Origin of the sequence: Flavobacterium gilvum, assembly GCF_001761465.1 — a bacterium.
Taxonomy (GTDB): domain Bacteria; phylum Bacteroidota; class Bacteroidia; order Flavobacteriales; family Flavobacteriaceae; genus Flavobacterium; species Flavobacterium gilvum.
In genome coordinates this window covers 2,712,110-2,724,322 of the sequence record NZ_CP017479.1, presented here as the reverse complement: position 1 = coordinate 2,724,322, position 12,213 = coordinate 2,712,110, and the positions used below count along the sequence as shown (strand labels likewise).

The 12,213-nt window shown below is 33.8% G+C and carries 12 protein-coding genes; 5 read left to right on the top strand and 7 right to left on the bottom strand.

Annotation, left to right across the window (positions count from 1 at the left end):
- Nucleotides 1-35: 35 nt before the first annotated feature.
- The 4 genes from EM308_RS11355 to EM308_RS11340 all read right to left on the bottom strand — a co-directional run bounded on the left by EM308_RS11355 (nucleotide 36) and on the right by EM308_RS11340 (nucleotide 3,283).
- Nucleotides 36-629, bottom strand: a complete 594-nt coding sequence (locus EM308_RS11355) for a DUF502 domain-containing protein (protein ID WP_035638658.1) — start codon at nucleotides 627-629, stop codon at nucleotides 36-38.
- 81 nt (nucleotides 630-710) lie between these two features.
- The gene (locus EM308_RS11350) at nucleotides 711-1,613 is read right to left on the bottom strand and encodes a Cof-type HAD-IIB family hydrolase (RefSeq protein ID WP_316930229.1); all 903 of its coding nucleotides are present in this window, start codon (nucleotides 1,611-1,613) and stop codon (nucleotides 711-713) included.
- Nucleotides 1,614-1,912: 299 nt separating this feature from the next.
- Nucleotides 1,913-2,866, bottom strand: a complete 954-nt coding sequence (locus tag EM308_RS11345) for a PhoH family protein (protein ID WP_035638655.1) — start codon at nucleotides 2,864-2,866, stop codon at nucleotides 1,913-1,915.
- A 144-nt stretch (nucleotides 2,867-3,010) separates the two neighbouring features.
- Nucleotides 3,011-3,283, bottom strand: coding sequence for a hypothetical protein (locus EM308_RS11340; protein ID WP_035638653.1), 273 nt, complete (start codon nucleotides 3,281-3,283; stop codon nucleotides 3,011-3,013).
- Between the two features lie 129 nt (nucleotides 3,284-3,412).
- On the opposite strand from EM308_RS11340, the gene EM308_RS11335 reads away from it, so the two are divergent.
- From EM308_RS11335 to dnaN, 5 genes are all read left to right on the top strand, one after another.
- Nucleotides 3,413-4,243 (top strand): SAM hydrolase/SAM-dependent halogenase family protein, encoded by an 831-nt coding sequence (locus tag EM308_RS11335; RefSeq protein WP_035638652.1) that lies wholly within the window; start codon nucleotides 3,413-3,415, stop codon nucleotides 4,241-4,243.
- 271 nt (nucleotides 4,244-4,514) lie between these two features.
- Complete coding sequence (locus EM308_RS11330; protein WP_035638649.1) at nucleotides 4,515-4,811, top strand: putative quinol monooxygenase; 297 nt, start codon at nucleotides 4,515-4,517, stop codon at nucleotides 4,809-4,811.
- Nucleotides 4,812-4,911: 100 nt separating this feature from the next.
- A complete protein-coding gene (gene gldF / locus EM308_RS11325; RefSeq protein ID WP_035638646.1) occupies nucleotides 4,912-5,637 on the top strand; it encodes a gliding motility-associated ABC transporter permease subunit GldF in 726 nt (241 codons plus the stop codon).
- The gene (gene gldG / locus EM308_RS11320; RefSeq protein WP_035638643.1) at nucleotides 5,637-7,322 is read left to right on the top strand and encodes a gliding motility-associated ABC transporter substrate-binding protein GldG; all 1,686 of its coding nucleotides are present in this window, start codon (nucleotides 5,637-5,639) and stop codon (nucleotides 7,320-7,322) included. The genes gldF and gldG overlap by 1 nt, the downstream gene beginning before the upstream one ends.
- A gap of 107 nt (nucleotides 7,323-7,429) precedes the next feature.
- A complete protein-coding gene (dnaN, locus tag EM308_RS11315; RefSeq protein ID WP_035638639.1) occupies nucleotides 7,430-8,548 on the top strand; it encodes a DNA polymerase III subunit beta in 1,119 nt (372 codons plus the stop codon).
- 145 nt (nucleotides 8,549-8,693) lie between these two features.
- On the opposite strand, the gene EM308_RS11310 is transcribed toward dnaN, so the two are convergent.
- The 3 genes from EM308_RS11310 to EM308_RS11300 all read right to left on the bottom strand — a co-directional run bounded on the left by EM308_RS11310 (nucleotide 8,694) and on the right by EM308_RS11300 (nucleotide 12,158).
- Nucleotides 8,694-9,272, bottom strand: a complete 579-nt coding sequence (locus EM308_RS11310) for a porin family protein (protein ID WP_035638636.1) — start codon at nucleotides 9,270-9,272, stop codon at nucleotides 8,694-8,696.
- A 74-nt stretch (nucleotides 9,273-9,346) separates the two neighbouring features.
- On the bottom strand, nucleotides 9,347-10,120 hold the full coding sequence (locus EM308_RS11305) for a zinc metalloprotease (protein WP_035638634.1): 774 nt from the start codon (nucleotides 10,118-10,120) through the stop codon (nucleotides 9,347-9,349).
- A 265-nt stretch (nucleotides 10,121-10,385) separates the two neighbouring features.
- On the bottom strand, nucleotides 10,386-12,158 hold the full coding sequence (locus tag EM308_RS11300) for a MutS-related protein (RefSeq protein ID WP_035638153.1): 1,773 nt from the start codon (nucleotides 12,156-12,158) through the stop codon (nucleotides 10,386-10,388).
- Nucleotides 12,159-12,213: the final 55 nt, after the last annotated feature.

Below are 12,213 nucleotides of genomic sequence, written 5' to 3'. Positions count from 1 at the left end.
TCTTTGCGAAATGAAATCTAATGCGGATTTTGGGTCTATTTAAAATCCAAAATTCCTTTACCTAAATCTTTTATAGCAGTATCAAAAGAATGAATTTTAGTTTCCTTTAATTTCTTGATTTCTTTGGTTGTAGCAACATATATTTGTCCGTTCTCTTTGGCCGGCGGAATAGGAACAAACACCACTACCCTTCCATCTTGATTTTCTTCGATTAAATAGGCGGGTTGCCAATATTCGCCAACTTTAAACAGGATTGGCATTGGTTCTTCAAGTGAATCTTTTTTTGCTTGCCCAATCAGTTTTTCTTCGGCAAGTTTTTTTTGCTGTTCGTAGCCAGGGACAAAAATCATCAGTTTTTCATCAATCCAATTACTGAAATTTCTAAAAAAAGATAAACTAACCAGGTAACCACTCAAATAAACAAGCAACAATAAAAAAATACCTCCCAAAAGATCTTTTGCAATATCTCCCAAAAGATCATCAAGACTCAACAACTTTGCAAATTTGTTACCATAATTTTCAAAAAAGCCCCAAAATTTTTTAAAAAGAACTAAAAAAACCAATATTGGCAATAACAATACAAGTCCTGAAACAATTTTTTTCTTGATTTGGTCTACTGTCTTTTCCATACGATTGAAATAATTAAAAATAAATAACGCTCTGTTCTTTATAAAGTTATAATTTATTTTCAAATCATCCAATTCAAAAAATCAACATTTAACCTTGCTATTCAATATATGGGTAGAAAGATACTTTGCCACTCCATCTTCAACATTATTGCTAATAACTTCCAAATGAGGCAATTTATTTTTTAAATTTTCGGGAGCATTCCCCATAATTAATCCAATTCCGGCAGCATCCAGCATTTTCTCATCATTAAAGCCATCTCCAAAAGAAATAGCTTCTGCAAAAGAATACCCTTCTTTTTCGAGAATCTTAGCAATGGCGACACTTTTATCGACCGATTTATCCATAAATTCCAAACAAATAGGCAAGCTAAACGCATGATGAAAAACATCGGAATTATTTTCGAGAATACGATTTTTAAGTTCTACCAATTTTTGATGGTCATCATGGGTGAAGAATATTTTTATTGCACTATAATCATCCAATTCTGCAAAATCGACCACTTCGGGAGGATAAGCCAAATCTTTCTGAAAGGCATTCAATTTTTTATTCGTTTTGGAAGTTTGCCAAACATTTTCCTTGAATATAACGGTGGTAATTTCTGGATCGATATCCAATGACAACATTGATTTGACGGCATCTGCTTCTAAATTAAAAGCATACAAAAGCTCTTTTTGAGGCGAATGAATCCTTGCCCCGTTTGAAGTCACTAAATAAATTGGGAGTTCCAAACTACTGATTATTGCCATCGCATCCATGTGATGGCGCCCGGTTGCTACGATAATAAGATAATCCTGGCGGTGTAATTCCTGAAAAACAGATTTAGTATAGGCTGATATGGTATGATCTGAATTGAGTAATGTACCGTCCAAATCACTTATTATTACTTTTATTTTTTTCTTCTTCGACATTTTATATTCCAATTTCATTTTTATAATATCCCCAAATTTATTGTTTTCAAAGAAGATACCCAAGAATTTATCCATATATACAACGTTTTTAACTTAATCGTATTGTTCCGCTAACTTTAACAATGAGTAAAACAAAAAACACAAACCCAGAATCCGAATTAGGATTTTTTTCACGCAGACTACGAAGATTATCGCAGATTTTTTAATTCTTTAAAGAAAAAATTTGTACCAATTAGTGTAATTCGAGTCTGATGCGTAATTTGGATAAACCAACAGTAATAACCATTTTTTATAAAAAAAAAGGAAAAGCTCTACAACTGAACTTTTCCTTTTTTTACTTGATTATATGACTAATCATTTATGCTAATTTCAATTTAATAATCATTGTTTTCAATTTGCTTGTAAGCATCGATTACTTTTTTCACTAATCGGTGGCGTACAATATCTTTATCATCCAAATAAATAATTCCAATTCCGTCAACATCCTTCAAGACCAGTATGGCCTCTTTTAATCCAGAAATTGTGCGTCGCGGCAAATCCACTTGTCCCGGATCTCCGGTAATCATAAACTTGGCGCTTTTTCCCATACGGGTCAAAAACATTTTCATTTGCGAATGCGTCGTATTTTGGGCTTCATCCAAAATCACAAAAGCATGATCCAATGTTCGTCCACGCATAAAAGCCAAAGGGGCGATTTGAATAATTCCTTTTGATATATAATCTTCCAATTTTTCATTGGGAAGCATATCTCGCAAAGCATCGTATAAAGGCTGCAAATATGGATCCAGCTTTTCTTTCATGTCCCCGGGAAGAAAACCAAGATTTTCACCGGCTTCAACTGCGGGACGGGTTAGAATAATACGCTTGACTTGTTTTTCTTTTAAAGCTTTTACAGCCATGGCAACACCTGTATAGGTTTTTCCGGTTCCAGCTGGACCAACGGCAAAAACCATATCGTTTTTATCCATTGTGTCAACCAGCAATTGCTGATTAGGCGTCATTGGTTTAATGATTTTCCCACCTACACCATGAACCAGAATTTTGTCATGTCCATATGCTTTTTTATCATCCTGATCGTCGCTCTGAATCACTCTTTCGATTACATTGTCGTCTATGGTGTTGTATCTTGTAAAATGCAACATCAAACGCTGAAATCGTTTTTCGAATTCGTCCAGGACTTCTTTGTCTCCAAAAGCTTTTAGAGTAGTTCCCCTCGCGACAATTTTAAGTTTAGGATAATATTTCTTGATGGACTCCAAATGTGAGTCCTGTGTGCCCCAAAAGTCTTTTGGAGCAATGTCGATGAGCTCGATGATTCTTTCGTTCAAAATAAGAAGTTTTTAAGTTAATTAATTGAGTCTAAATCAATTTTAATATTTACGGCTGCAAACTTCCATGCAGTTTTTAATTTATAATACAGTAAATAACACTAAAAAACATCTTTCTAGAATTTCATTTATTCTAGTTCTAAGTTAAACATTGGCTTTAAACTTTTTCAACAAAGATTCATTTAATAATTCAGAAGCTTTAATAGATAATATTTCACAAAGATTGTCCTTAAAAAGTAATTCAACCCTTGTTTCATTCAAATCTTTAATAGTTAAAACTTCTATTTTTTCTTTTTTAATTTTTACTGATTCACCCAAAAAATTCGATTTATCTGTTGTGGTATTTGACAAACCGCTTTGACTAAAAGAATGCAGACTGCTTAAGAAAAGAAATAAAATAAAAATAAACTTAGGCATAATTTTTGTTTTTAATTCTTACCAATTTCTGTCCAAATAAAGAACAAAATATTTTAAATTTGCTTTTTATCAAATTTACTAAAATTTTAGTTTCAGTCGCCACAAAAACCAATAGTTATAAACAAATTTATGTCAATAATTACCCTTACAACTGATTACGGACTGAAAGACCACTTTGTTGGCGCGCTTAAGGGAAAAATATTATCTGAGTATTCTGATGCTACAATTGTTGACATTTCACACTACATCGACCCATTTAATACCGCTGAGGCCAGCTACATTATTTCGGCCTGTTATGACAGTTTTCCTAAAGGAACCGTTCATATTATAGGCGTCGATTCTGAGTTCAACAAAGAAAATCAACATGTCGCCATGCAATGGAACGATCATTTCTTTATTGCAGCCGATAACGGAATATTGAGTATGCTTTCGCAAAAAATTATTCCTCAAAAAATAGTCGCTATTACCATTCATGACCGACTGCACAGCGATGCAACTGACTTGGATGTTTTTGTAAAAGTAGCCTGCCATATCGCAAGGGGTGGCGTTCTGAATGTCATCGGAAAGGAAATCAACAGCCTGAAACAAGTTACAGATATGCAGGTTATTCTTTCGGATGACGGAAATCAATTAAAAGGAAACGTAATTTATATTGATCATTTTGGAAATGTGGTTACCAATATTTCCAAAAAACAATTCATGGAATGTTCCAAAGGAAGAGATTATGAAGTTGTTTACAGAAATCAATCCATTAAGACTATCTTACCATTTTACTCTGCTATCGCAAGTTCAGATAAATATCCTGTAAAATATTACGAAGGACAAAAATTGGCTATTTTCAACGAAGCCGGTTTTCTCGAAATTGCAATATTCAGAAGCAATCCACTTACCGTAGGCTCTGCAAGTACTTTGCTCGGGCTTAATTACCGTGATGTGGTTTCTATTCAGTTTAAGAATTAAGGATTTATGATTTTAGATTGAAGATTAACGATTTTTGATTTTGAAAAAGAAATAAGAAAGTCGAGATTTTTGATTTAAAATTTTTAAAAATATCAGCAAAGCTTAGCGATCCTTGCGGAATATATGAACCAATAAAACTCTTTGCGATCCTTGCGGTTAAAATTATTATATAAAAAAGAAAATCTTTCGCTCCAAAAAAATCATCAAATAAAAATCAAGTTCTGAGATCAATCTAAAATCAAAAATCGTTAATCAAAAATCAGCAATCAAAATGTTTGTACGAATTGTAAAACTGAGTTTCCATGAGGAAAATATTCCTGCTTTTTTGGAAAACTTTGACGTAATGAAAAATCAAATTCGGAATGCTCCCGGAAATCGTTTCCTGGAATTGTATCAGGACAAAAACAATAAAAACATTTTCTTCACCTACAGTTATTGGGAAACCGAATCGGATTTGGAAAATTATCGAAATTCTGAACTTTTCGATACAGTATGGACATTTACCAAACAATTATTCAATGCCAAACCCGAGGCTTGGAGTGTCGATAAATTAGTTAGTCTACCGTAAATAAAATTATCCCAAGACAGATTAAAAAACTTACTATATTTGCACACTTCAGACGAAAAATAACCATAAATAGTAACGCCATAACGGCAACAAAACAAACATGAAGTCAATAGTATTTCGCGAAATAAAATCCTTTTTTGGTTCGCCAATCGGATATTTGGTAATTGCTCTTTTCCTGATTGGAAATGGTTTATTCCTTTGGGTTTTTGAAGGGGATTATAACATCCTGAACACCGGTTTTGCCGACTTAACACCTTTTTTTACTCTAGCTCCATGGATTTTGATTTTTCTGATTCCTGCCGTAACCATGCGTAGTTTCTCGGACGAAAAAAAACAGGGAACACTCGAGTTATTACTCACAAAACCCATCAGTATCTGGGAAATTGTAAACGGAAAATTTTTGGGTGCCTTTTTATTGATACTAATGGCAATCATCCCAACATTCATTTATGTTGAAGCAATTTGGAATTTAGGTGCACCCGAAGGAAACATCGATATGGGAAGTACACTAGGCTCCTATTTTGGATTACTTTTCTTAATGGCAGCATATTCTGCCATCGGGATATTTACTTCATCAATTTCTGAAAATCAAATAGTTTCGTTTATTATTGCGGTTTTTCTGTGCTTCTTATTTTATTTTGGTTTTCAGGGATTAGCTTCCGTTTCACCAAGTTTTTCTTCGATTATTGCCTATTTTGGAATGCAAGACCATTACAAAAGCATGAGCCGAGGAGTTATAGATACGAGAGATGTAATCTATTTTGCCAGTATAACTGTACTGTTTCTTTCCTTCACTGTTTATAATTTAAAATCTATCAAGTCGTAATGAATGCATTCAATACAAAAAAAACCAAATCGATATTGATTACTGTTGCGGTAGTTTTACTTTTAAACATTATTAGCAATTTCTTTTTTCATCGTTTTGATTTAACTCAAGATCATCGCTATACCCTATCTCCTACTACTTTAAAAATCCTTAAAGACGTAAAAAATCCATTGTCAATAAAGGTTTATTTACAAGGAGAATTGCCTGCCAAATTCAAGCGATTGCAATTGGAATCCAAACAGCTTTTGGAAGAATTTCAGGCCTACAATTCTAATATCATCATCGAATTTGTTGATCCTTTGGAAAACAAAGATGAAAGTATGGAAAACATCAAGGAATTGTATAGAAAAGGCTTAACACCAGTAAACATCACCGTTGACGACAAAGGAAAACAGTCACAATCGATGGTTTTTCCGTGGGCAATTGCAGTTTACAACAATAAGGAAGTCAATATTCCGCTGTTGAAAAACATCATGGGAGCATCAACAACCCAAAAAGTGATCGGCTCTGTTCAGCATCTTGAATATTCTATTTCGGATGGAATCAATAAAATTTCCAAAAACAAGCAAAAGAAAGTTGCCTTCATAAAAGGAAACGGAGAACTTCAGGAGCGTTACATTGCTAAATTTCTATTGCAAGTTCGCGAAAGTTATTTCATTGCCCCATTTACTTTGGATTCTGTAGCAAAAAATCCGGAAGGAACTTTAAAATCACTGCAAAACTATGATTTGGCAGTCATTGCCAAGCCAACCGAAGCTTTTACTGATGAAGAAAAACTGGTTTTGGACCAATACATTATTCATGGAGGAAAAACCCTTTGGCTTATCGACCAAGTAAATGCCGAAATGGACAGCCTTTACAACCCTTCGGGAGCAACTTTGGCTTTCCCAAAAGATTTGAATCTAAACGATATGTTCTTCAAATACGGAGTTCGAATTAATCCCGATTTAATAAAAGATGAACGAGGAAGCCCAATAAAACTGGCAAGCGGCGAACAAGGAAGTGCTACACAATACCAAGATTTTATCTGGAAATTTGCTCCTCAGGTATATCCTATCAGCAAACATCCTATTGTGAAAAACCTTGGCGGAATCAAATTTGATTTTGCTAATGCGATAGACACTTTGAAAAACGGAATCAAAAAAACGGTTTTACTGCAATCTTCCCCTTATTCCAAAAAAATAGGGACTCCGGTACCAATCAGCTTGAATATGGTCGCCGAACAAACCAATCCTGCGGAATATCTTAACAAAGGAAATATTCCGATGGCCGTTTTGCTCGAAGGCTCTTTTCACTCAGTTTTTGAAAATCGAATTTTGCCTTTTGAAGAAAAATCATTCGAAGCCAAAGGAAAAGAAAGCAAAATGATTGTGATTTCGGATGGAGATATTGTAAAAAATCAATTGGATAAAACCGGACAACCTGTAGAATTGGGTTACGACCAACGTTCTGGAAACTTATACGACAATAAAGATTTCATGATGAATTGTGTCAATTATCTGCTGGACGATACCGGACTTATTAACATTCGTAGCAAAGATGTTGATTTGCCTTTATTAGATAAAGAAAAAGTATATGAAAACTACACCTATACGCAATTCATAACTATCGGGCTTCCAATCTTAATTTTGCTCTTATTTGGACTCGGATTTACATTTTTGAGAAAAAGAATCTACAGCAAATAGATGTTAATAAAAAATTTGCAATACTCAAATAGTTTACAATATATTTGTAAAGTGTATTAAAAATTCTGATTCAGAAAAAGCACACCATTAAAAACAAAACCATACAGATGAAATTTATAGTATCGAGTTCGTACTTATTAAAACAATTACAAGTTTTAGGTAGCGTTATCAACAATAACAATACTTTGCCAATTCTGGATAACTTCTTATTTGAATTAAATAATAACGAATTAACTGTTTCGGCATCCGATTTGGAGACTACCATGTCTGCAACGTTGAATATCGACTCAACCAGTAAAGGAAGTGTTGCAGTACCTGCTAAATTATTATTGGAAATCCTTAAAACTTTTCCGGAACAGCCCTTAACTTTTACCGTTGAAGAAAACAGCACTATCGAAATAAGTTCCAACTCAGGAAAATATGCCTTGGCGTATGCACCAGGTGAAGAATTTCCAAAATCTGTAAACTTAGACGAACCATCCGTAACATTAGTACCTGCAGATGTTTTGGCGACAGCCGTAAGCAAAACTATTTTTGCAGCAGGAAACGATGATTTACGTCCAGTAATGTCTGGGGTTTTCTTCCAGTTTTCTCCAGAAGGTTTAATTTTTGTAGCAACAGATGCACACAAATTGGTAAAATATGCCCGCACAGATGTGAAAGCATCGCAAGTGGCTGAGTTTATTATGCCAAAGAAACCTTTGAATATTTTAAAAAGTATCCTTAGCAGCTCAGATGCTGAAGTAAAAATAGAATACAACGATTCGAACGCTACTTTCTCTTTTGATAATTACATTTTATTATGTCGTTTAATCGATGGAAAATACCCAAATTACGAAGCGGTTATCCCAAAAGAAAATCCAAACAAATTATTGATGGATCGTTCTCAATTTTTGAGTTCTGTACGTCGTGTTGCCATTTTCTCTAACAAAACAACTCACCAAATTCGTTTGAAAGTTGCCGGAGCCGAATTAAACATTTCTGCTGAAGATATTGATTACTCCAACAAAGCCGAAGAAAGATTGACTTGTGACTACCAAGGAGACGATATGCAAATAGGTTTCAACTCTCGTTTCTTGACCGAAATGCTGAACAACCTACAATCAGACATGATTATGCTTGAAATGTCATTACCAAACAGAGCCGGAATCCTTACTCCTGTTGACGGATTGGAAGATGGAGAAACCGTAACAATGCTTGTTATGCCGGTAATGCTAAACAGCTAGATTTTACAAAATACGAAACTAACCAAAACCATTTTTATACTTTGAAAAACCGAAACTCACTAACCAGAGTTTTGGTTTTTTTTATTTTAGAATTAAATTTAAAAAAGGGTTTAACTTAAATTTCAAGCTAAACCCTTTTTTTTTATTACAAATCAAATCCGACATAAAAGTGCCAAACCCTATTGTATGCTTTACTGCTATCATATAAATCACCCAAACCTAAATGATAACGCACCCCAAAACTCACTGCTGAATTTGTTTTGAATCCTGCTCCAAAATTCATTCCCCAATCAAAACTATTAGGATCATACTTTTGAGAACTGCTAATAAATCCATCATACTCTTCTTTATGACTAATTGCTAATCCAATTTGTGGACCGGCTTCCAAAAAGAAATTATTTGACGGATAAACTTTTAACATTACTGGAAAATTAATATAATCTAATTTTTGTTTAAATGTTCCTCCTGAATCTTTTATCTCATATCCTTGTTGTGAATACAATAATTCTGGTTGGATAGATATATTTTGGCTAACAAAAGATTCTCCATAAACCCCGATATGGAATCCATGACGCTGATCTGTTTCTGCATCGCCATCAAAACTAACAGCGGCTAAATTATACCCGCCTTTTATTCCTCCACTTGTTTTACGTCCTTGATTTTGTGAATGTGACACTGATAATACTCCAAAAAATAATGCTAATGCTAAGTAGGTTTTTTTCATTTTTCTAAATTCTATTTTCTATTTCAATTAATCTTTTGTCTTTTTTCTAATATCTATATAATCTTAAATAATTTCTATTTCCCTCCATTGGCTCTAAGATCGGCGATACATTGGGCATCTAATTTTGGAACTGTTCCTCCTGAAACCATATTACCAAAACTATTTCCAGATTCCGATAACCAATACATCAGACAGCTTTCTACATTGCAATGTTTCGGATGTGCGGTATCTTCATGGTTACTTTGCATCTTTGCACCTAAATTAGTCAGTCCGAGGATATGTCCGAATTCATGTTCGATAACCGTCGTTTCCAATAAACTTCTATTGGGCTCAAATGGACTGTTACTCAATCCCTGTATCGTTTTTTCAAAAATAACAAAAGACGTATTTCTGTAAGATACTCCTAAAACATAGGAATTACCCGAATTGCTAGACGAATCTCCATCAACAAAAAAAGCCCATACTGCAATTTGGTCGGAAGTATTGTATTTTGTCCTGTTAGCATTTTCAATCGCAACAATATCCTCATTGGTAAAGGTAGTTTTCCCCGGCGAAGCAATAGGCCTTTTTACAACATCTATTCCTAGAGGTTTATTGACTCTCTCATTCAAAAAAGCAACAAAATGATTGATTGCGGCAGCAGATGGTTCATACCCTTGAACATAAGCCACCTCAATAACTATACTTTTAAAAGTATCATCGGAAAGTAAATCATGAGAAGAAGTTCCTAGTGCTTTTTGATTATTCGCAACCGGATTCCCTCCTATAGTCATTCCGTCTTCATCATCTTTTGAACAGGAAATGATTAAGGCAAAAAATAGTATCAGAATTACAATTCTTCCTTTCATATTTTCACTATTAATTAAAAACTGTTGTTACAAAATCAATACTAATTACTCAAAAGTATTTAATAAGTACAAAAGCATCATAATACTTATCAATTGCTTAAAACTCAAATTATGCGCTAAAATTGTAATTGAAAAATAAAATTTAACAAATAAAAAAATCAAAAAACAGGTTTTATCTACATAAAATACTGTTTTTCAAAAATCTACATTAATTTTTTGAAAAGAATTTTGTTATAAAATAAAAGGCTCATGAAAGTTTATTTTTTTAAATAACTCCCATTTTTTTCATCAAGAAAGTAGCACTTTTGTTTTTGCAAATACCGTCTCGAAGTTGGTAGTCAAAATGCAGTTCGTTGTTGCTGATTTCAACTTCAAAACATTTATTTGTAAGAATATCGGGATATTCATTTGTAGTCAGACAAACTTCTATATCGTGTGTGGCGATGGCTCCAATTGCTTTTTTGACAATTACTTTCTTAATTACTTCAATAGTTCCGTTACGCTTGTCATCAGAATTGGTACCTCGCAAAATTTCGTCCAAAAGAACAAAAGCAGGATTCGTTTCCAATTCATCCATGATTTGTTTCAAACGTTTTATTTCGGCAAAGAAATAAGACTCACTGTCGGATAGCGAATCAGAAAGTCGCATAGATACCAAAACAGGCAACGGATGCACATTTGCCTTAGTGGCACAAACTGGAGCACCAGTTCCTGTAAGCACCATGTTGATCCCCAAACTCCTGAGAAAAGTACTTTTGCCAGACATATTAGAACCGGTCAAAATCATAAAGGACTGTGGGTAAAACTGTACCTCATTCCCTACTCTTGTTTTCGGATTTAACAGTGGGTGACTTAAATTGGAAAAATCTATTTTATAATCGGAATTTAACACTGGATATACAAAATCAGGGTTATTATACGAAAAATTGGCCAAACTGTTTAGCATTTCAAATTCACCTATCACTTCCAGCCATTCTTCTAATACGGTTGCATGTTCTTTTTTCCAATCCAATAATGCTTTCAACACATGCAGATTGAACAGAAACGTTCCGTTAAACAATATAGCAGTCACAAAATTCCCAATGGTATCCATTCTGGAAAACAACTCTGCCAACTGCGCTAAATGAATGCTCGCTTTTCGGTTTTGAAAGTTCAATTTTTGCTGTAAAGCAATTAATTTCTCCGATTGAAACGCTTCATTTTCAATTTTTTGAACCAATAAACTATATTGACTGATAATCACATTAATATTATCGGCCTGGGCAATTTCCATTTTGATTCGTTTCGTAAAAAAACCCAAAATCATCAAATTGCAAACAAACAAAAATGATAAATAGGAAAGAAAGACAATGTTTGAGGTCAATAAATACCCTAAAAAAACTCCTAAAAACAAAACCGGAAACAAATACGAAATAAATACAGCCCCTTTGGACAACGGTTTGCTATTGAAGACTCTCCATTGCAATAAGGTTTTATAAAGAGATTCATTGTCTTGTCCCACTTTGGCGAAAGCCAAAAATTCCTGACGCCAATCCAACTTTTCTTTTAATTCCTTTACCGCCAGCTGGTTCGAAATTATTTCATCATTTGATAAAAGTGTCAATAATTGCTTGGCCAATGTTTTTTTTCCAATAAAAGTGGCAGTTCTATTTAGGTTTTGAAACAAGGAATGTTCACCAAAAATATCCAAATCGTAGGCATAAGGATGGTGAAAATCAATGAATTCGGCACCATTTTCAAAAGGAATTGATTTGCGTTCCAAATAAGCAATTTCGTTATCATTGATTTTCACCAAAGCATTTTTAATCTTTTTTTGAAAAGACAATTTGGAATGGATTCGCATCAAAATAAGAAAACCGGAAAAAAGCACTGCTGCCAGGGTAACAAACACTAAATCTCCGGTTTTTATGTAATAAAATAAGCTTGCTAAAAAAAGTAAAATACTTAATAGCCTAAGCAAACTGATAGTATTGTATTTGGCGTTGATTTTTTTTAATTCCTCAGAATGACCTTGGCTATTGCTTTTGTATATTTCCATTTTTTCCTATAATGATACACAAATGTAGGCAATCAAAATTTTAATGGCAACGGCA

Bases quoted from the DNA above. Each gene is read 5' to 3' on its own strand.
- EM308_RS11355 (WP_035638658.1), bottom strand. From the start codon at position 629: ATGGAAAAGACAGTAGACCAAATCAAGAAAAAAATTGTTTCAGGACTT.
- EM308_RS11350 (WP_316930229.1), bottom strand. From the start codon at position 1,613: ATGGATAAATTCTTGGGTATCTTCTTTGAAAACAATAAATTTGGGGAT.
- EM308_RS11340 (WP_035638653.1), bottom strand. From the start codon at position 3,283: ATGCCTAAGTTTATTTTTATTTTATTTCTTTTCTTAAGCAGTCTGCAT.
- EM308_RS11335 (WP_035638652.1), top strand. From the start codon at position 3,413: ATGTCAATAATTACCCTTACAACTGATTACGGACTGAAAGACCACTTT.
- EM308_RS11330 (WP_035638649.1), top strand. From the start codon at position 4,515: ATGTTTGTACGAATTGTAAAACTGAGTTTCCATGAGGAAAATATTCCT.
- gldF (WP_035638646.1), top strand. From the start codon at position 4,912: ATGAAGTCAATAGTATTTCGCGAAATAAAATCCTTTTTTGGTTCGCCA.
- gldG (WP_035638643.1), top strand. From the start codon at position 5,637: ATGAATGCATTCAATACAAAAAAAACCAAATCGATATTGATTACTGTT.
- dnaN (WP_035638639.1), top strand. From the start codon at position 7,430: ATGAAATTTATAGTATCGAGTTCGTACTTATTAAAACAATTACAAGTT.
- EM308_RS11310 (WP_035638636.1), bottom strand. From the start codon at position 9,272: ATGAAAAAAACCTACTTAGCATTAGCATTATTTTTTGGAGTATTATCA.
- EM308_RS11305 (WP_035638634.1), bottom strand. From the start codon at position 10,120: ATGAAAGGAAGAATTGTAATTCTGATACTATTTTTTGCCTTAATCATT.
- EM308_RS11300 (WP_035638153.1), bottom strand. From the start codon at position 12,158: ATGGAAATATACAAAAGCAATAGCCAAGGTCATTCTGAGGAATTAAAA.